The 17,700-nt window shown below is 69.9% G+C and carries 18 protein-coding genes; 11 read left to right on the top strand and 7 right to left on the bottom strand.

Translation table 11 applies throughout. The features are described from left to right. Positions 1-29: 29 nt before the first annotated feature. Both ACFVYR_RS31340 and ACFVYR_RS31335 read left to right on the top strand, forming a co-directional pair. Positions 30-245, top strand: coding sequence for a hypothetical protein (locus ACFVYR_RS31340; protein ID WP_384257727.1), 216 nt, complete (start codon positions 30-32; stop codon positions 243-245). An 88-nt stretch (positions 246-333) separates the two neighbouring features. Next, positions 334-852, top strand: coding sequence for a SixA phosphatase family protein (locus tag ACFVYR_RS31335; RefSeq protein WP_384257730.1), 519 nt, complete (start codon positions 334-336; stop codon positions 850-852). Positions 853-961: 109 nt separating this feature from the next. On the opposite strand, the gene serB is transcribed toward ACFVYR_RS31335, so the two are convergent. Next, entirely contained in the window at positions 962-2,176 is a 1,215-nt protein-coding gene (serB, locus tag ACFVYR_RS31330) for a phosphoserine phosphatase SerB (RefSeq protein ID WP_384257733.1), read from the bottom strand. 249 nt (positions 2,177-2,425) lie between these two features. Further along, entirely contained in the window at positions 2,426-4,165 is a 1,740-nt protein-coding gene (locus ACFVYR_RS31325; RefSeq protein WP_384257735.1) for a streptophobe family protein, read from the bottom strand. A 341-nt stretch (positions 4,166-4,506) separates the two neighbouring features. Here ACFVYR_RS31325 and ACFVYR_RS31320 point away from each other — a divergent pair, with 341 nt between their 5' ends. Next, positions 4,507-7,128 carry an FHA domain-containing protein gene (locus ACFVYR_RS31320; RefSeq protein ID WP_384257737.1) on the top strand — a complete coding sequence of 874 codons (2,622 nt, stop codon included), beginning with the start codon at positions 4,507-4,509 and terminating at the stop codon, positions 7,126-7,128. A 107-nt stretch (positions 7,129-7,235) separates the two neighbouring features. On the opposite strand, the gene ACFVYR_RS31315 is transcribed toward ACFVYR_RS31320, so the two are convergent. Then, on the bottom strand, positions 7,236-7,955 hold the full coding sequence (locus ACFVYR_RS31315) for a transglycosylase SLT domain-containing protein (RefSeq protein WP_384257740.1): 720 nt from the start codon (positions 7,953-7,955) through the stop codon (positions 7,236-7,238). 462 nt (positions 7,956-8,417) lie between these two features. Here ACFVYR_RS31315 and ACFVYR_RS31310 point away from each other — a divergent pair, with 462 nt between their 5' ends. The 4 genes from ACFVYR_RS31310 (at position 8,418) to ACFVYR_RS31295 (ending at position 11,020) form a co-directional block, all read left to right on the top strand. After that, positions 8,418-9,563: a GAF domain-containing sensor histidine kinase gene (locus ACFVYR_RS31310; RefSeq protein WP_384257742.1), complete on the top strand. Its 1,146-nt coding sequence runs from the start codon at positions 8,418-8,420 to the stop codon at positions 9,561-9,563. Then, the gene (locus tag ACFVYR_RS31305) at positions 9,556-10,218 is read left to right on the top strand and encodes a response regulator (RefSeq protein WP_384257744.1); all 663 of its coding nucleotides are present in this window, start codon (positions 9,556-9,558) and stop codon (positions 10,216-10,218) included. Before ACFVYR_RS31310 ends, ACFVYR_RS31305 begins: the two co-directional genes overlap by 8 nt. A gap of 180 nt (positions 10,219-10,398) precedes the next feature. Further along, entirely contained in the window at positions 10,399-10,644 is a 246-nt protein-coding gene (locus tag ACFVYR_RS31300) for a chaplin (protein WP_384257747.1), read from the top strand. Between the two features lie 127 nt (positions 10,645-10,771). Then, complete coding sequence (locus tag ACFVYR_RS31295) at positions 10,772-11,020, top strand: chaplin (RefSeq protein ID WP_384257749.1); 249 nt, start codon at positions 10,772-10,774, stop codon at positions 11,018-11,020. 155 nt (positions 11,021-11,175) lie between these two features. Here the strand turns inward: ACFVYR_RS31295 and ACFVYR_RS31290 are convergent, their stop codons facing one another. Then, positions 11,176-11,964 (bottom strand): hypothetical protein, encoded by a 789-nt coding sequence (locus tag ACFVYR_RS31290; RefSeq protein WP_384257752.1) that lies wholly within the window; start codon positions 11,962-11,964, stop codon positions 11,176-11,178. A 121-nt stretch (positions 11,965-12,085) separates the two neighbouring features. Here ACFVYR_RS31290 and ACFVYR_RS31285 point away from each other — a divergent pair, with 121 nt between their 5' ends. The 3 genes from ACFVYR_RS31285 (at position 12,086) to ACFVYR_RS31275 (ending at position 14,391) form a co-directional block, all read left to right on the top strand. After that, positions 12,086-12,883 carry an ABC transporter ATP-binding protein gene (locus ACFVYR_RS31285; protein ID WP_384257754.1) on the top strand — a complete coding sequence of 266 codons (798 nt, stop codon included), beginning with the start codon at positions 12,086-12,088 and terminating at the stop codon, positions 12,881-12,883. A gap of 41 nt (positions 12,884-12,924) precedes the next feature. Next, on the top strand, positions 12,925-13,353 hold the full coding sequence (locus tag ACFVYR_RS31280) for an NfeD family protein (protein ID WP_384257756.1): 429 nt from the start codon (positions 12,925-12,927) through the stop codon (positions 13,351-13,353). A 99-nt stretch (positions 13,354-13,452) separates the two neighbouring features. Then, positions 13,453-14,391, top strand: a complete 939-nt coding sequence (locus tag ACFVYR_RS31275) for an SPFH domain-containing protein (protein WP_384257759.1) — start codon at positions 13,453-13,455, stop codon at positions 14,389-14,391. A 70-nt stretch (positions 14,392-14,461) separates the two neighbouring features. Here the strand turns inward: ACFVYR_RS31275 and ACFVYR_RS31270 are convergent, their stop codons facing one another. The 3 genes from ACFVYR_RS31270 to ACFVYR_RS31260 all read right to left on the bottom strand — a co-directional run bounded on the left by ACFVYR_RS31270 (position 14,462) and on the right by ACFVYR_RS31260 (position 16,513). Beyond that, positions 14,462-14,968, bottom strand: a complete 507-nt coding sequence (locus tag ACFVYR_RS31270; RefSeq protein WP_384257762.1) for an HNH endonuclease — start codon at positions 14,966-14,968, stop codon at positions 14,462-14,464. A gap of 176 nt (positions 14,969-15,144) precedes the next feature. Continuing rightward, entirely contained in the window at positions 15,145-15,684 is a 540-nt protein-coding gene (locus ACFVYR_RS31265) for a YbhB/YbcL family Raf kinase inhibitor-like protein (RefSeq protein ID WP_384257764.1), read from the bottom strand. Between the two features lie 46 nt (positions 15,685-15,730). Further along, positions 15,731-16,513 (bottom strand): sporulation protein, encoded by a 783-nt coding sequence (locus tag ACFVYR_RS31260; protein WP_384257766.1) that lies wholly within the window; start codon positions 16,511-16,513, stop codon positions 15,731-15,733. 163 nt (positions 16,514-16,676) lie between these two features. Here ACFVYR_RS31260 and ACFVYR_RS31255 point away from each other — a divergent pair, with 163 nt between their 5' ends. Beyond that, the gene (locus ACFVYR_RS31255) at positions 16,677-17,318 is read left to right on the top strand and encodes a DNA-3-methyladenine glycosylase (RefSeq protein WP_384257768.1); all 642 of its coding nucleotides are present in this window, start codon (positions 16,677-16,679) and stop codon (positions 17,316-17,318) included. The last annotated feature ends 382 nt before the right edge of the window (positions 17,319-17,700 follow it).

The following is a 17,700-nucleotide window of genomic DNA, read 5'->3' as shown; positions in this document are numbered from 1 at the left end:
GCGGAGCACTCGAAGACCACGGAGGCGGCATGTCGGCCCGATCGCACACCCGGCGCGACCCGGCGGAGTCCGGCAGCGTCGAGATCCAGCTCCCGTGGTGGGCGATCGCCCTCCCCGCCGTCGCCTTCGCGGCCCTGCTCCTGCTCATCCTGAACCCCGTGGACGCGCACGCCACCGCAGGCGAACCGATCATCACCCACCTCCTGGAGCGCATACAGGCGCTGGTCCTGCGCACGGCCTCATGACCCCCCGCGCGCCCATGCCGTCACTCCTGGCGAGGGAGCGCACCAACTCCCTGCGCCCCGTGGCGCGTTTCATGCGAAGCTGGGATGTATGAGCGTCGCAGAACCCCGCAGGATTGTCCTCTTCCGGCATGCGAAGGCCGACTGGCCGCAGGTTTCCGACCACGAGCGCCCGCTCGCCGATCGCGGCCGCCGGGACGCCCCCGTCGCCGGGCGCAAGCTGGCCGACAGCGGCATCCCGTTCGACCAGGCCCTCTGCTCCACCGCGGCCCGGACCCGCGAGACCTGGAAGCTCGCCGTCCAGGAGCTGCCGCAGCGGCCCAAGACCGTCTACGAGGAGCGGGTGTACGAAGCCTCTCCCGGTGAGCTGATCGCCGTACTCAACGAAACCCCGGACGACGTGCAGAACCTCGTCCTGATCGGCCACAATCCCGGGGTCCAGGGCCTGACGGACGTCCTTGCCGGTGACTGCGAGGGTGACGCCAGAGAGCGGCTGAACCGCCGGGGCTTTCCCACCGCGGCCTTCGCCGTGCTGACGTACTCCGGTTCGTGGAAGGCGCTCGAACCCGGCGTGGCCACCCTCGTCGACTACTGGGCGCCGTCCGAGTAGCGACCCGCCCCTCCTCCATCGTGAAGGGGCCCGGCACCTCGCGGTGCCGGGCCCCTCCTACGTACGCGTCGACGCACGCGCGGGGTGCGGCGGGGGTCGGTGCGGCGGGTCAGTCCAGGTGCATGTCCGCGGCCTCGACCTCTTCGCGGGTGATACCGAGGAGATAGAGGACGGTGTCGAGGAAGGGGACGTTCACCGCGGTGTGCGCGGCCTCGCGGACCACGGGCTTGGCGTTGAAGGCGACACCGAGGCCCGCCGCGTTCAGCATGTCGAGGTCGTTCGCGCCGTCGCCGATCGCGACGGTCTGCTCCAGTGGCACCCCGGCCTCCCTGGCGAAGCGGCGCAGGAGGCGCGCCTTGCCCGCCCGGTCGACGATCTCGCCGGTCACCCTGCCGGTGAGCTTGCCGTCGACGATCTCCAGGGTGTTGGCCTGGGCGAAGTCGAGGCCGAGACGTTCCTGCAGATCATCGGTGACCTGAGTGAACCCGCCCGAGACGACGCCCACTTGGTAGCCGAGGCGCTTGAGCGTACGGATGAGAGTGCGGGCGCCCGGCGTGAGCCTGACCTCGGAACGGACCTTGTCGACGACCGACGCGTCGAGCCCGGCGAGCAGCTTGACCCGGGCGTGCAGGGACTGCTCGAAGTCCAGCTCGCCGCGCATCGCGGCCGCCGTCACCTCGGCGACCTCGTCCTCGCAGCCCGCGTGCGCGGCGAAGAGCTCGATGACCTCGTCCTGGATCAGCGTCGAGTCGACGTCCATCACGACCAGCCGCTGGGCGCGGCGGTGCAGGCCGGCCGCGACGACCGCGACGTCCACGCCGAGCTTCGCCGCCTCGGTCGCGAGGGCCGTGCGCAGGGTCTCGGTCTCCGTGCCGGACACCGCGAACTCGACGGCGGTGACCGGGTACTTGGCGAGCCGGAAGATACGGTCGATGTTGCCGCCGGTGGCCGTTATCCGGGCGGCGATCGCGGCCGTCGACTCCGAGGTCAGCGGGTGGCCGAGGACGGTCACCAGCGAACGTCCGAGACCGCGCGGCCGGTTGTCGCCGATGCCCGAGATGATCTCGGCCTGCATCTTCATGGACTCCGCCCAGCTGTGGACGGTGGCGCGCAGGTCGCCCTCCAGACCGGCGGGCGGCTCGGTCACGAGCGCGCACAGCACGATGCGGCCGCGGGTGACGACCTGCTCGATGTCGACGACGTCGACGGAGTAGGCGGCGAGGGTGTCGAAGAGACCGGCGGTGATACCGGGGCGGTCCTTGCCGAAGATCTTGACGAGAAGCGTCGGGATGTCGGCGGGCTGAGGGGGCTGCGAAGCACTCATGGTGATCCCTACGGTATCCGCCTCCCTGGCATGGGGGTGGTGGCGGTCCGCTGGCCGGACAGGGGGGACTGTCGTGGGGCGGCTTGTATGCGGCGCCGCCGCTTCGCGGTGGATTCCTCCCACCCACTCACCCACCGGTTTGCCCCGGGGGAGCCCGCCTTCCGTTGTGGGCAGGCGTTCCGCAGCCGTTCCGCGGGCGGAACGGGTGGGCACGACCCCCGGTGCCGGGGGCGAGGACAGTAGCTCCGGTCAGCGGGGCCCGCGTGGCTCCGGTGGCGGGGGAGGCGGCGGTGGAGGGGGAGGCCAGTCCCCCGAGCGGGTGCGTGGCCGCTTCGGGGGAGGTGACGGGCGCGGTACGACCGGGCCCACCACCGTCGGCGCACCGGATACGTCCTGGGGAGGCCGCAGGTAAGGGTTCGTGTCCGGGTTCGGCGGCCGGTGCGGGGTCCCGGGGCGGTACGGCCCGGCACCGGTCGGCGCACCGGTTGGCGTACCGCTCGGCGCACCCGGCGACGTCCCGGTCCGCGCACTGGACGGTGAACCATGCGACGCACCGCGCGACGCACCGGCCGACCCACCGGACACCTCCCCGGCCAGCGCCGGCACCGCCGCCCTGCTCCCGGCCGCCCCCGCCCCCACCGCGAGCACCGCCCCCGCCGCCCCCGCCACGAGCCCCCACGCCGCCCCGATCAGCGCCGCCGCCCCCAGCCGTCCGTGCAGCTCGATGCCCGCGCCGAACGCGTCGAAGCCGAGTACGGAGAGCGAGGCGTCGGCGGACACCCCGGTCAACCACGCCAGGAGGGGGAGCCCGAGCGCCGTCACGACCCCGAGACGCACCCCGCACCGCCCCGCGAACCCCGGAACGGAGACCACCTCGCGCGCCCAAGGGGTCCGCACCGCCGTCAGCACCCCCGCGAACAACATCATCACGGCCGTTGCGACACCCAACAGCCATACTCTGCCGTCGAGTTCGGCGAGCCTGCCGAGCGTGAGCGGCTTGTCGGACGGGCCCGACAGGAGGTCGTCCACCGGATCGGGCAGGAAATGGGTGAGCGATCCCGTCGCCCTGCCGTCCCACGGCACGAAGAGCCCCACGGGGATGCCGAGCCACACGCCGTTCGGCGCCCCGAGCAGCGCCGCGCCCGCGATCCGCTTGGGGTGGGCGTCGCCGGCCATCGCGTACGCCGCCGCGGCGAGCCCCGCGGCGACCGCCACAAGCACCACCGTGACCAGCGCGGACGCGGCGGGGCGCACCACCCGGTGCAGGCCGTCGAGCCGGTGGGGCAGCGGAGTGCGCCGCGACGCGAGCAGCGCGATGAGCAGGACTCCGGCCACCCAGAGCGCCCCGCCGAGCAGCGTCGGACCGGTGTCCACGGTGAATCCGACCGAGGCCTTCGCGCCCGCCAGATCCCCGAGCCGGTCGGGGAGGAGCCCGCCGACGTCCCCGATCCCGCCGGGCAGCTTGTCGCCGATGCCGCCCGGCAGCCGGTCGAGTCCCTTCTCGATCCCCTTGTCGATGCCGAGCTGCTTGCCGTTGATCGTGATGAGGTCGTGACCCGTCCAGGCGAGCCCCGCGAGCATCGCCACGAAGAGGACGAGCACCGCCGCCGCGCGCGCGAGAAGTTCGGCGGGCGCGATGACCGGGCCCGCCGCGCGCAGGGAGCGGAGGAAGAAGTGGGCGAGGAGCAGAGCTCCCACGAGGCCCACGCCGAGTGGCGCGATATCGATCGTCGTGGCCGCCTCGGCGCCGTCCAGACCGAACGCCGAGACATCGCCGGACGGCGTGACCGACCCCCCTGCGCCCAGTGCGACGGTCGCCGCCGTCATCGGTCCGAGTGAGCCCACCGCGTCGGCCCCGAGCAGATGCAGTCCGAGCGCGGCCGTCCCCGCCATGCCGACCAGCGCCCAACTCACCGCGGCGATCGCGGAGAGCAGCACATCACCCCACCGCACGTCCCTGCCTTGGCTTTTGTGCTCACCGGCTGCCATGAGGACCCCCCGAAACACCGTGCGCCACCCCACCTCCACGCGCACGCGTTTCATGCGTTTCGCACAACTCATGGGTCTCGGAGCCGTGATGGGCGCCATGAGTGAAATGCGCTGAATGAGGCTGAATGAGCATGATCCGTATGCACTGATGGGTGCTTACTACTCTCCGGGTCGGTTTCTGCCCCGTCAACAAGGCAACCCCCTGACGCCCCGGCGCAGTCTTCACAAGGCCCGACTTTCGGTCAGAGCCCTCCGCCTGAAATAGTTCCTCCCGATGTTCGACATCCCTAGACTCCCCACCGATGGGGGCTAGCTCGGGGGACAACTCAGTGGGGCATGGAGTGCCGGAACTCGTACTGGAATTGAATGGCAGGACCTGGACGCTCGACGCGTCCAGGCCGTACACCCTCGGACGTGATCCGCAGGGGGATATCTCGCTCGACGACGCCAGGGTGTCCTGGCGGCACGCGACGATCAGCTGGAGCGGGCGCAGTTGGGTCATCGAGGACCACGGCAGCACGAACGGCACCTTCGTCAAGGGCCAGCGGATCCACCAGATGGAAATCGGCCCGGGTTCGGCCGTGCACCTCGGCAACGCGACCGACGGTCCGCTGGTGAACGTCTCCGGCAGCGCCGCGGGCGCGGCCGCCGCGGCCGTCTCCGCACCGCAGCACGCGCCCCAGCAACACCAGCAGCACCAGCAGGAGGCACCCGGCTGGGCCGCGCAGGCCCCGCACCAGCAGCAGGCCCTGCAGCACCAGGCACCCCAGCCGCAGGCCCCGTACCAGGCCCAGCAGCAGGGCTGGCCGCAGCAGCAGCCGCCGCAGCAACAGCACCAGCCCCCACAGCAGCACCAGTCGCACGTGCCCCCGCAGCAGGGCGGCCCGTCCGAGCAGTACGGGCAGAAGACTCCGGGTTCCGGCGGCGTCGCGGGGGCTCCGCCGGTCTACGGTGACCGCAGTCCGACGACGTTCCACCAGCTGGCGCTCGGCCGCAAGATGCGCATCGGCCGCGCCTTGGAGAACGAGCTCGTCGTCTCCGACCTGCAGGTCTCTCGCCACCACGCCGAGTTCACGGCGACGCCCGACGGCCGCTTCGAGATCCACGACCTCGGGTCCCACAACGGCACGTACGTCAACGGCCAGCCGATCGCGAAATCCTCGACGGTCCTGATCGGCCCGAACGACATCGTCGGCGTCGGCCACTCGACCTTCCGCCTCGTCGGCGGACAGCTCGAGGAGTTCGTCGACACCGGTGACGTCTCCTTCTCGGCCCGCCACCTCACGGTCACCGTCGACGGCGGCAAGCAGATCCTCAAGGACGTCTCCTTCGGCGTCCCGGAGAAGTCGCTCATCGCGGTCATCGGACCCTCGGGTTCCGGCAAGTCGACCCTGCTCAAGGCGCTCACCGGCTACCGGCCCGCCAACCAGGGCGACGTCCTCTACGACAACCGGAACCTGTACAAGCAGTTCGCCGAGCTGCGTCAGCGCATCGGTCTGGTCCCGCAGGACGACATCCTGCACAAGGAACTGACCGTCAAGAAGGCCCTCAAGTACGCGGCCAAGCTGCGCTTCCCCGCCGACACCACGGAGGCCGAGCGCGACTCCCGCATAGACGAGGTGCTGCGCGAGCTGAAGCTGGACATCCACAAGGAGAAGAAGGTCACCTCCCTCTCCGGTGGCCAGCGCAAGCGCGTCTCGGTGGCCCTGGAGCTCCTGACCAAGCCGTCGCTGATCTTCCTGGACGAGCCGACCTCCGGCCTCGACCCGGGCATGGACCGCGACGTCATGCAGCTGCTCCGCGGCCTCGCCGACGACGGCCGCACGGTCCTCGTCGTCACGCACTCGGTCGCCGAGCTGGCCATCTGCGACAAGCTCCTGGTGATGGCCCCGGGCGGTTCGGTGGCGTACTTCGGTCCGCCGGAGGAAGCCCTCAACTTCTTCGGCTACAGCACTTGGGCCGACGTCTTCTCCGCCTTCGAGAACTACCGCGACTACGACTGGGCGGGCCGCTGGAAGGGTTCGCAGCACTACCAGATGTACGCCGCGGACATCGACGCCGTCGCCGCGCAGTCCGTACAGATGCCGCCGCCGCAGGCCGTGAAGCCGCCGAAACCGCAGGGCTGGGGTTCGCAGCTGTGGACGCTGATCCGCCGCTACGTCTCCGTGATCGCCTCCGACAAGGGCTTCATGGGCCTGATGGTGATCCTGCCCGCGGTCCTCGGCATCGTCAGCGTCGTCATCCCTGCCGACTTCGGCCTCGCCCCGCCGAAACCGCCCGTCAAGTTCAACGGCGACGCGGGCACGATCATGCTCATCCTCGCGGTCGGCATGTGCTTCTCGGGCGCGGCCAACTCCGTACGTGAGCTGATCAAGGAACGGGTCATCTACGAACGGGAACGGGCGACCGGCCTCTCCCGTTCGGCGTACCTGATGTCCAAGGTCATCGTCCTCGGCGTGATCACGGCCATCCAGGGCGTCATCATCTGCGGCATCGGCTTCGCCCCCCGCGATCTGCCGGAAGAGGGCCTGATCATGCCCCCGGCCGCGGAGATCTGCCTGACGATCATCGCGCTCGGCTTCACCTCGATGATGTTCGGCCTGGTCATCTCCTCGCTGGTGAAGACCTCCGAGAAGACCATGCCGCTCCTGGTGATGTTCGCGATCGTCCAGGTCGTGTTCACCGGCGTCCTCTTCCAGGTCTACGGCTCGCCCGGCCTCGAGCAGTTCGCCTGGCTGATGCCGTCGCGCTGGGCCATCGCGGGCGCGGGCTCCACGCTCGACCTGGCCCACCTGATGCCGCCGTGGGACCCGAAGAAGCCCGGCGACCTCGACCCCCTGTGGGAGCACTCGGCCACGCAGTGGGGCATCAACATCACGGTGCTGCTCGTGCTCGGCATCATCTGCGGCGTCGCGGTCGCGCGCCTGCTGCGCCGGCACGAGCCGGAGGTCATGCGGAAGTAGGCGCCTTCGGGCGCACGAGAAGGGCGGCACCCCGTGCGGGGTGCCGCCCTTCGGCGTCTGCGAACCTCATCTTCGGCTGAAGAGGTCCAGTGATCAGGCGATCAAGGTCAGTAGGCGCCGTTCACGTTGTCCATCGAGCCGTAGCGGTCGGCGGCGTAGTTGGCCGCGGCCGTGATGTTGGCGACCGGGTCGTAGATGTTCGTGGAGGTGCCGTCGACGTGGTAGGCGTCGAACGTCGGCTTGATGACCTGGAGCAGGCCGATCGACGGGGTGCCGTTGATGGCGTTGATGTCCCAGCCGTTGACGGCGCTCGGGTTGCCCGCGGACTCACGGATGATGTTGCGGTGCAGGCCCTCGTAGGAGCCGGGGATGCCCTTGGCCTTCATGATGTCCAGGGACTGGCGGATCCAGCCGTCGAGGTTGTTGGCGTAGACGGGCTTGCGGGCGGCGGCGCGGCTCGCGGCCTCCTGTGCCTTGCGCTCGTCCTCGGCCTTCTTCTTCGCGGCGGCCTCGTCGGCGGCCTTCTTGACGTCCTCGGCCTTCTTCTTCTCCTCGGCGGCCTTCGCGGCGTCCTTGGCCTGCTTGTCGGCGCTGCTGTGCTGCTTGATGACACCGGCGCGGACGGCCTGCTCGGCCTCGACGTTCTGCTTGAAGGCCACCGGGGCGGCGGCGTCCAGGCTCTGGGTCTCGGTACCCGCGTCGGCGCTGCCCGGCACGAGGGAGAAGGCGAGGGCGGCGGCACCGAGCGTGGCGACACCGGCGATCGAGAACTTCTGGGACCTGGTCACGGTGGACGGACTATGACCGGGGAGGTTGAACTTGGACATGCGAGTTGGACCTCTTCGAATAGCGGAGGCCGCTCTGGTCCGGTGGGGACATTGCTACTCCGGCACAAACGCCGCGGTGGTCGTACCGCGGCGCCGAGCGACGGGAGCAATTGTTAGCGGGCGCAAAATTCTGAGGCAAAGGTGTGACATACGATCCGGGGTAGTGGATCAGGGGGTCGGAAGATGCCCCCGGCGGCCCCGCTTACCCGCCACGGAAAGGGCCCATGCATCCACTAGCAGCCTTCGTACGTGACGTTGGTCCTATGCGCGGGCTCACATCGGACACGTAACAACCTCACCGCTAGTTGCCCGAGCAATGCTCTCGGTGAGGGCCCTCCTCCGTCTGGTGCCACAGACGCCAGACGGCGTACCGCCCGGACCATGGGCCTAGGCCCCGCGGCCTAGGCGGAGGCCGCCACATGACGGATACGCGGTGTCACACCCCGCCGGTACGGTGTGATCATGAGTCAAGGACCCCGGACCGGCCTGACCGCGGTGAGTTCCGCGCTCCTCGCCATGAGCAGGCACCTGGAGGTGCGCGACGTCCTCAAGACGATCGTCGCCTCGGCGCGCGAACTGCTCGACGCCGAGTACGCCGCCCTGGGGGTCCCCGACGACCACGGCGGCTTCGCCCAGTTCGTCGTCGACGGCGTCAGCGAGGACCAGTGGAAGGCCATCGGCCCACTGCCCCGCCAGCACGGCATCCTCGCCTCGATGCTGCAGAAGGGCGAGACCGTCCGGCTCGGCGACGTGCGCGAGGATCCGCGCTTCGGGGGCTGGCCCTCCGCCCACCCGGAGATGTCCGACTTCCTCGGCATGCCCATCCACTCCGACGAGGAGACGCTCGGCGCGCTCTTCCTCGCCAACAAGAACTGCCCCAAACCCCAGGGCGGCTGCGGCTTCACCGAGGACGACGCGGAGCTCCTCTCCCTCCTCGCCCAGCACGCGGCCATCGCCCTCACCAACGCCCGCCTGTACGAACGCAGCCGCGAGCTGACCATCGCCGAGGAGCGCTCGCGCCTCGCCCACGAGCTGCACGACGCCGTCAGCCAGAAGCTGTTCTCACTGCGTCTGACGGCGCAGGCCGCCGCGGCCCTGGTGGACCGCGACCCGTCCCGGGCCAAGGGCGAACTGCAACAGGTGGCGGCACTCGCCGCCGACGCCGCCGACGAACTGCGCGCGGCCGTCGTCGAGCTGCGCCCCGCCGCCCTCGACGAGGACGGCCTGGTCGCCACCCTGCGTACCCACACACAGGTGCTGCACCGGGCACACTCCGCACAGGTCACCTTCGAGAGCAAGGGCGTGCGGGCGCTGCCCGCCTCGCAGGAGGAAGCCATGCTGCGGGTCGCCCAGGAGGCCCTGCACAACGCCCTGCGCCACTCCGGCGCCGAGCACGTCACGGTGGCCCTGGACAAGCGCGGCGCCGGAGCCGTCCTGCGCGTCACCGACGACGGCACGGGCTTCGACCCGCAGGTCACCCGCAGCGCGGGACGGCACTTGGGGCTGGTCTCCATGAGGGACCGGGCGAGCGGGGTCGGCGGACGGCTGACCGTGGAATCGGAGCCCGGCAAGGGCACAACGATCGAGATGGAGGTGCCCGGTGGCTGACGCTGTGCTCAATTCGAAGACCGGGATCCGGGTGCTGCTGGTCGACGACCACCAGGTGGTCCGCCGCGGTCTGCGTACGTTCCTGGAGATCCAGGACGACATCGACGTGGTCGGCGAGGCCGCCGACGGCGCCGAAGGCGTCGCCCGGGCCGAGGAGCTGAAGCCGGACGTCGTCCTGATGGACGTCAAGATGCCCGGCATGGACGGCGTCGAGGCGCTGCGCAAGCTCCGCGAGCTGGCCAACCCCGCCCGCGTCCTCATCGTCACCAGCTTCACCGAGCAGCGCACGGTCGTCCCGGCCCTGCGCGCCGGCGCCAAGGGGTACGTATACAAGGACGTCGACCCGGAAGCCCTCGCCGGCGCCATCCGCTCCGTCCACGCGGGACACGTCCTGCTGCAGCCGGAGGTGGCGGGCGCGCTGCTGTCCCAGGAGGAGGCGGGCACCGGACAGGGCCGAGGGGGTTCGCTCACCGAGCGCGAGCGCGAGGTCCTCGGCCTGATCGCCGACGGCCGCTCGAACCGCGAGATCGCCCGCGCCCTCGTCCTCTCGGAGAAGACCGTCAAGACCCACGTCTCGAACATCCTGATGAAGCTGGACCTGGCCGACCGGACCCAGGCCGCGCTGTGGGCCGTACGGCACGGTGTGACCGGCTGACCGGCTGACCGGCTGACCGGCTGACCGGCGCGGGCGTCAGAGCGGACCGTCGTCTTCCGGGCTGAGATTCATACCGTCGTGTATATGTCCCCCGATTGGCGTATCCCCAAGGAGGCCCGGGCGTTCTCCAGTGCGTGCTGCGGCGGCTGGCCGCAGTTTCCGCTCAGGAGGATCGTAGAAGTGAAGAACCTCAAGAAGGCCGCTGCCGTCACGATGATCGCCGGTGGCCTGGCCGCGGCCGGTGCCGGCATGGCCTCCGCCCACGGCGGCGCGCACGCCGACGGCGTCGCCAAGAACTCGCCCGGCGTCGTCTCCGGCAACCTGGTCCAGGTCCCGGTCCACATCCCGGTGAACGCCTGCGGCAACACCCTCACCGTCATCGGCGGGCTGAACCCGGTGTTCGGGAACTTCTGCGCGAACCGCTGATCGCACCGCGCGACCGACCGGCCGCCCATACGTGACCGGTCCCGCGGCCGACCGCAACCCCAGCGCCCCGCGCACCCTTCTGACCCCGCAGCCGGGGTCGCCCATGTCAGCAGGAGGAGCACTTCCCATGAACAGCATCGCCAAGAAGGCCGCCCTGGCCGTTGTCGCCGCCGGACTCGCCGCGGGCGCCTCCGCCGGAGCCGCGTCCGCCACCTCGGACGCCCAGGCCAACGGCGCTGCCACGAACTCGCCGGGTGTCGGCTCCGGCAACCTCGTTCAGGTACCGGTGGACGTCCCGGTCAACGTCACCGGCAACAGCGTGAACGTCGTCGGCGTCCTGAACCCGGCGTTCGCCAACGCGACCGTGAACCACTGAGGCACGGACAACCACTGAGGCACCGGACAGCCACTGAGGCGCCGAACAGCCACTGAGGCACCGATGGAGTGCTGAGGGCACCGGCCCCAGTACGGGCCCCGCGGACCCCCGAGGTCCGCGGGGCCCATGGCGTTCGTGCCGCGCCGGGGGCGTCCTCAGCGCCCGCCCCGCTCCCGCTCCTCGACCCACGCGTTGTACGCGGCCACCTGCGCCCGGCGCGCGGTCCGCTCCACGGGCCGCAGAGCCTCGCCCCGTGCGGCCATCTCCGACGCACTCACCGCCCCGCCGGGACCGTTCTCGTACGCCAGCGAGATCAGCAGGTCGACCCGCTGCGCCAGCTCAAGCACCCGTACCGCGCGCGGCGGATAGCCGGGAGCGAGCACCTCGCGGCCTCGCTCGGCCCGCGCCCGGTACGCGTCGAGCGCCGCCTCCGCGACCGGACCCGACCCCGCGACATCGAGCCGCGAAAGGACCTCCGTCGCCTCCCGCAGCGCCTCCGCGAGCTCGCGCTCCGCCTCACCGAGCGAGGGCACATCGGCGGGCGGCGCCTCACGCACGGGCAGGCAGTGCCAGACGACCTCCACATGGACATCGCCGTCCGGCCCCGCCTCGTACACCTCGGGCACGAGCCCGTACGGCGCACCGAACGCGACGACGGCCTCCTCCGCCTCCAGGGCGCGCGCGTTGAACTCGGGGGGACCGCTCAGCCCGAGCGGATGCCCCGGCGCGGGCAGCGCCACCCGCAGACCGGTCACCCCCAGCGAGCGCAGCCGGCCCATGGCGAGCGTCAGCCCGACCGGGCCCGACTCGCCGGGAAGTCCTTCGACCCGGTGCACCGCGTCCTCGCCGACCATCGCGAGCACCGCGTCATCCGGAGAAACAAGTCCGGCCAATAGGGCATTTCCCCATGCGGCCAAGCGTCCTGAGCGTGGTTCCGAGAGCATGCACACAGCCTAAGGACCGGGCTCACGACAGGAACGGTCGGCCGGTGGCGTAGGTTTTATCCGGGGGCCGCGTCCACCGACGCGAGCGACGATCGAGACTGCAATGGGAGACAGCGCGCTCATGAGCGATGTACTGGAGCTTGAGGACGTATCTGTGGTCCGCGAGGGCCGGGCTCTGGTGGACCAGGTCTCCTGGTCGGTGAAGGAGGGGGAGCGCTGGGTCATCCTCGGGCCGAACGGCGCGGGCAAGACCACCCTCCTCAACGTCGCCTCCAGCTACCTCTTCCCGAGCACCGGCACCGCGACCGTCCTCGGCGAGACCCTCGGCAAGCCCGGCACCGACGTCTTCGAGCTCCGCCCCCGCATCGGCATCGCCGGCATCGCGATGGCGGAGAAGCTGCCCAAGCGCCAGACCGTCCTGCAGACGGTCCTCACCGCCGCGTACGGCATGACCGCGGGCTGGCACGAGAACTACGAGGACATGGACGAGCAGCGCGCCCGCGCCTTCCTCGACCGCCTCGGCATGAGCGACTACCTGGACCGCAAGTTCGGCACCCTCTCGGAGGGCGAGCGCAAGCGCACCCTGATCGCCCGCGCCCTGATGACCGACCCCGAGCTGCTGCTCCTGGACGAGCCCGCCGCCGGTCTCGACCTCGGCGGGCGCGAGGACCTCGTACGCCGCCTCGGCCGCCTCGCCCGCGACCCGATCGCCCCCTCGATGATCATGGTCACGCACCACGTCGAGGAGATCGCCCCCGGCTTCACGCACGTCCTCATGATCCGGCAGGGCAAGGTCCTCGCCGCGGGCCCGCTGGAGCTCGAACTCACCTCGCGGAACCTCTCCCTCTGCTTCGGCCTCCCGCTCGTCGTCGAGCAGCGCAACGACCGCTGGACCGCCACGGGTCTCCCGCTCGGCTGACACCCTGTCCCCGAGGGGACCGGCGGTCCTACCATGACGGTGTGGACATCGACGCATGGGTGTGGTGGCTGATCGGAGCGGCCGCGCTCGGAATTCCGCTCGTACTGACCGCGATGCCGGAGTTCGGCATGCTCGCCATGGGAGCCGTCGCGGCCGCCGTGACGGCGGGTCTCGGCGGGGGCACGGTGCTCCAGGTCGTGGTCTTCGCGGCGGTCTCCGTCGCGCTCATCGGCGTCGTACGCCCCGTCGCGACCAGGCATCGCGCACAGCGCCCCGAACTGGCCACCGGAGTCGACGCGTTGCGGGGGAGGTCCGCCGTAGTCCTCGAACGCGTCGACGGCTCGGGCGGCCGCATCAAGCTCGCGGGCGAGATCTGGTCGGCCCGCGCGCTCGACACCGACCAGGCCTACGAAGCCGGGCAGGAAGTGGATGTCGTGGAGATCGACGGAGCGACGGCCGTCGTCATGTGAATGCCCCACGGGCCGTACGGCGGTCTGACAGACTCGACCGGCAAGATCCTTGAGATCCCGCGGACACACGCCGAAGCATGAAGGGTACGGGGAGCCACGATGCAACCAATCATCATCGTCCTGATCATTCTGGTGGTGCTGGTCTTCATCGCCCTGATCAAGACCATCCAGGTCATCCCACAGGCGAGCGCCGCCATCGTCGAGCGCTTCGGCCGCTACACACGCACGCTGAACGCCGGACTGAACATCGTCGTCCCGTTCATCGACTCGATCCGCAACCGCATCGACCTGCGCGAACAGGTCGTCCCCTTCCCGCCCCAGCCGGTGATCACCCAGGACAACCTGGTGGTCAACATCGACACCGTCATCTACTACCAGGTGACCGACGCCCGCGCCGCGACGTACGAGGTCGCCAGCTACATCCAGGCGATCGAGCAGCTCACCGTCACCACCCTGCGCAACATCATCGGCGGCATGGACCTGGAGCGGACCCTCACCTCCCGCGAGGAGATCAACGCGGCGCTGCGCGGCGTCCTCGACGAGGCCACCGGCAAGTGGGGCATCCGCGTCAACCGCGTCGAGCTCAAGGCGATCGAGCCGCCGACCTCCATCCAGGACTCGATGGAGAAGCAGATGCGCGCCGACCGTGACAAGCGCGCCGCGATCCTCCAGGCCGAAGGTGTCAGGCAGTCGGAGATCCTGCGCGCCGAGGGTGAGAAGCAGTCCGCGATCCTGCGCGCCGAAGGTGAGGCCAAGGCCGCCGCCCTGCGTGCAGAGGGCGAGGCGCAGGCGATCCGCACGGTCTTCGAGTCCATCCACGCCGGCGACCCGGACCAGAAGCTCCTCTCCTACCAGTACCTCCAGATGCTCCCGAAGATCGCCGAGGGCGACGCGAACAAGCTCTGGATCGTGCCCAGCGAGATCGGCGACGCGCTCAAGGGCCTCGGCGGCGCCCTCGGCAACTTCAACCCGATGGGCGGCGGCTCGGGCAGCGGCCCCTCCGGCAAGGAGCGCCGCGAACAGCCGACGATCGACTGACGCGAGGACGAGCACAGAACCCGCGCCCCCAGGAAGTGGGGCGCGGGGGCATCACATCAGGCGGCCGGACTCAGGCCGCGGGCTGGGCCAGCCACTCCGGCAGCGAGGCCAACTCCTCCCGCCCCAGCGACAGGAGCATCGCGTCCGCGGGCGTCGGCTCGAACGGCTGCCGCAGCAACGGCATCCCGGCCTCCTCCGGAGTCCGGTTCGCCTTGCGGTGGTTGTCCAGGGCACACGACGCCACCGTGTTCAGCCAGGAGTCGGCGCCGCCCTGCGACCTCGGAACGACGTGGTCCACCGTCGTCGCACGCCTGCCGCAGTACGCGCACCGGTGCCGGTCCCTGACCAGTACGCCCCGCCTGGACCATGGCGCCTGTCTTCGGAACGGCACCCGTACGTATCTGCACAGCCTGATCACCCGTGGCACGGGTATGTCGATCGCCGCCGCGCGCACCCGGAGCCCGGGGTGGGCGTGCTCGACCACGGCCTTGTCCTGGAGCACCAGAACGACGGCCCGGTTGAGCGACACCGTCGAGAGCGGCTCGAAGCTCGCGTTCAGCACCAGCGTGTCCCGCATCAACCTGCCCACCTCCCGTATGCACCGGCCCACCGCCGGGCGGGCTGGGATCAACTCTGGCCGGGCGCGCCGAGATGGACAACGCAATAAAGATGCCCGCCCCTGGTCACTTCCATGACCGGGGGCGGGCAAACAATCCGTGAACTTGATCCGGGAAGGCCGGGCCGACGTCCCGCTCAGCTCTCCGCGGGGGCCGCGTACTCGGCGATCACCTGCGCACGCGCGAGCGTGTGGAACCGGAGGTTGAAGCCGACGAACGCGGGAGCCGCGTCCGAGTCGGGACCGAGCTTCTCCTGATCCACCGCGTACACGGTGAACACATAGCGGTGCGCGGGGTCGCCGGGCGGCGGCGCCGCACCCCCGAACTCCTTGGTCCCGAAGTCGTTGCGCACCTGCACCGCGCCCTCGGGAAGACCCTCGAACTTGCCGCTGCCCGCTCCGGCGGGCAGCTCGGTCACCGAGGCCGGGATGTCGAAGACGGTCCAGTGCCAGAAGCCGCTTCCGGTAGGGGCATCCGGATCGAAGCATGTCACGGCGAAGCTCTTGGTCCCGGGCGGGAAGCCCTCCCACCGCAGCTGCGGCGAGGTGTTCCCGGCCGCGTAGACCTGAGCGTCTTTGAGGACCGCACCCGGCTCGAAGTCCTCACTCACGACCGTGAACGACGGCACGGACGGATGGAAGTCATGGGGAAGCGGCGGCCTCTTGAGCTCGGTCACGTAGGCACCTCCTGGTTGATTGCTGGACCTCTGATCCTCTCCGAGCCTAGAACCAGTTGCGCTTGCTGCCGACCTGGGACAGCCACTCGTTCAGGTACGCCGCCCAGTCCGTGCCCTGGAAGTCGTGGAGACCGACCGTGAACGAACGGAACGAGTCGCTGCCCTCGCTGAACAGGCCCGGCTTCTTGTCCATCTCCAGGACGACGTCCATCTCACGGTCGTCGGCGACGAAGCTCAGCTCGACCTGGTTGAGACCGCGGTACTGCTGCGGCGGGAAGAACTCGATCTCCTGGTAGAAGGGCAGCCTCTGCCGCGTACCGCGGATGTGACCGCGCTCCATGTCGGCGCTCTTGAAGCGGAAGCCCAGCTGGATGAAGGCGTCCAGGATGGCCTGCTGCGCCGGCAGCGGGTGCACGTTGATCGGGTCCAGGTCGCCGGAGTCGACGGCGCGCGCGATCTCCAGCTCGGTGGTCACACCGATGTTCATGCCGCGCAGCTGCTGCCCGTCGATGCTCGTGACCGGCGTCTCCCAGGGGATCTCCAGGCTGAACGGCACCGCGTGCACCTGGCCGGCCTGCAGCGTGAAGGCTCCGCCGAGGCGCACCTTGGTGAACTCGATGTCCTGCTTGGTCTCCTGGTCGTTGCCCTCGACCTCGACCCGGGCCTGCAGACCGACCGAGAGCGCCTCGATCTGCTGCTCCACCGACCCGCCCTGGATGCGCACCTCACCCTGGACCACACCGCCCGGCACGACGTTGACCTCGGTCAGCACGGTCTCGACCGAGGCACCGCCGGCACCCAGACTCGCGAGCAGCTTCTTGAACCCCATGACTCTCCTCCCCCAGGCCGTCAGCCTGCGGTTCGTCTCGACGTGAACCCTTGATCCGTACAAACGCGAGGGGACCGCGCCTGGTTCCGCGCCATCACCCTGGCAACCGGGCGGCCCGCAGGCCACCCGCAAACGAAGACCACGTGTATTACGCTCGTACGACATGATCGCGGCCCCTGACCGTACGCCCCTGACCCGAGACTTCTTCGACCGCCCTGTCCTGGAGGTCGCCCCGGACCTGCTCGGACGCGTCCTCGTACGCGACTCCCCGGACGGTCCGATCGAACTCCGCCTGACAGAGGTGGAGGCATACGCGGGAGAGGTCGACCCCGGCTCCCACGCGTACCGCGGCCAGACCGCGCGCAACGGCGTGATGTTCGGACCGCCCGGCCATATGTACGTCTACTTCACCTACGGCATGTGGCACTGCATGAATCTGGTGTGCGGCCCGGAGGGCAAGGCGGGCGCGGTCCTGCTGCGCGCGGGCGAGATCACGGAGGGCGCGGCCCTGGCCCGTACCCGTCGACTCTCGGCCCGAAATGACAAGGAACTGGCCAAAGGCCCCGCACGCCTGGCCACCGCCCTCGACGTGGACCGCCGGCTCGACGGCAGCGACGTCTGCGGGGACCCGGACTCCCCGTTCTCCGTCCTGACGGGCACACCTCCCGCTTCCGACCAGGTCATGAGCGGTCCACGCACAGGAGTGTCGGGCGAGGGCGGCGTCCACCCGTGGCGCTTCTGGACGGCCAACGACCCTACGGTGAGCCCCTATCGGGCCCATACGCCCCGGCGCCGGCGAACTTGACGCACCCCTGGCCCCTCCGTAAGGTAGTCCGAGTCGCTTGAACCGGGTACGGCAATCTGCCAACAGCCGGAAGCGGCCAACCACTACCTCACGACTTCCCCTCTGCGGGGTCCTATTCGGCGCGCTCGCATGCCGGAATTGGAACTCGCGAAACTCGATTATGAGTTGCGGAGGGGATCCGCTAAAGTAGTGAACACGCCGAAAGGCAAAGGCCCTCCAACGGCCACCGGAAATGAAATCCGAACCGGAAACGGAACGGAAAACGGATCTGGTAAGGTTGGAAACACGAAATACCGAAGGGAAGCGCCCGGAGGAAAGCCCGCGAGGGTGAGTACAAAGGAAGCGTCCGTTCCTTGAGAACTCAACAGCGTGCCAAAAGTCA

The sequence above is a fragment of the Streptomyces sp. NPDC058284 genome (assembly GCF_042881135.1).
Classification (GTDB): domain Bacteria; phylum Actinomycetota; class Actinomycetes; order Streptomycetales; family Streptomycetaceae; genus Streptomyces.
The sequence above is the reverse complement of the archived record's forward strand: the minus strand, read 5'-3'. Positions and strand labels throughout refer to the sequence as shown.

What these genes read in the sequence shown, in the direction of transcription:
- ACFVYR_RS31340 (WP_384257727.1), top strand. Translation starts at nt 30, where the DNA reads ATGTCGGCCCGATCGCACACCCGGCGCGACCCGGCGGAGTCCGGCAGC.
- ACFVYR_RS31335 (WP_384257730.1), top strand. Translation starts at nt 334, where the DNA reads ATGAGCGTCGCAGAACCCCGCAGGATTGTCCTCTTCCGGCATGCGAAG.
- serB (WP_384257733.1), bottom strand. Translation starts at nt 2,176, where the DNA reads ATGAGTGCTTCGCAGCCCCCTCAGCCCGCCGACATCCCGACGCTTCTC.
- ACFVYR_RS31325 (WP_384257735.1), bottom strand. Translation starts at nt 4,165, where the DNA reads ATGGCAGCCGGTGAGCACAAAAGCCAAGGCAGGGACGTGCGGTGGGGT.
- ACFVYR_RS31315 (WP_384257740.1), bottom strand. Translation starts at nt 7,955, where the DNA reads ATGTCCAAGTTCAACCTCCCCGGTCATAGTCCGTCCACCGTGACCAGG.
- ACFVYR_RS31310 (WP_384257742.1), top strand. Translation starts at nt 8,418, where the DNA reads ATGAGTCAAGGACCCCGGACCGGCCTGACCGCGGTGAGTTCCGCGCTC.
- ACFVYR_RS31295 (WP_384257749.1), top strand. Translation starts at nt 10,772, where the DNA reads ATGAACAGCATCGCCAAGAAGGCCGCCCTGGCCGTTGTCGCCGCCGGA.
- ACFVYR_RS31290 (WP_384257752.1), bottom strand. Translation starts at nt 11,964, where the DNA reads ATGCTCTCGGAACCACGCTCAGGACGCTTGGCCGCATGGGGAAATGCC.
- ACFVYR_RS31285 (WP_384257754.1), top strand. Translation starts at nt 12,086, where the DNA reads ATGAGCGATGTACTGGAGCTTGAGGACGTATCTGTGGTCCGCGAGGGC.
- ACFVYR_RS31275 (WP_384257759.1), top strand. Translation starts at nt 13,453, where the DNA reads ATGCAACCAATCATCATCGTCCTGATCATTCTGGTGGTGCTGGTCTTC.
- ACFVYR_RS31270 (WP_384257762.1), bottom strand. Translation starts at nt 14,968, where the DNA reads ATGCGGGACACGCTGGTGCTGAACGCGAGCTTCGAGCCGCTCTCGACG.
- ACFVYR_RS31260 (WP_384257766.1), bottom strand. Translation starts at nt 16,513, where the DNA reads ATGGGGTTCAAGAAGCTGCTCGCGAGTCTGGGTGCCGGCGGTGCCTCG.
- ACFVYR_RS31255 (WP_384257768.1), top strand. Translation starts at nt 16,677, where the DNA reads ATGATCGCGGCCCCTGACCGTACGCCCCTGACCCGAGACTTCTTCGAC.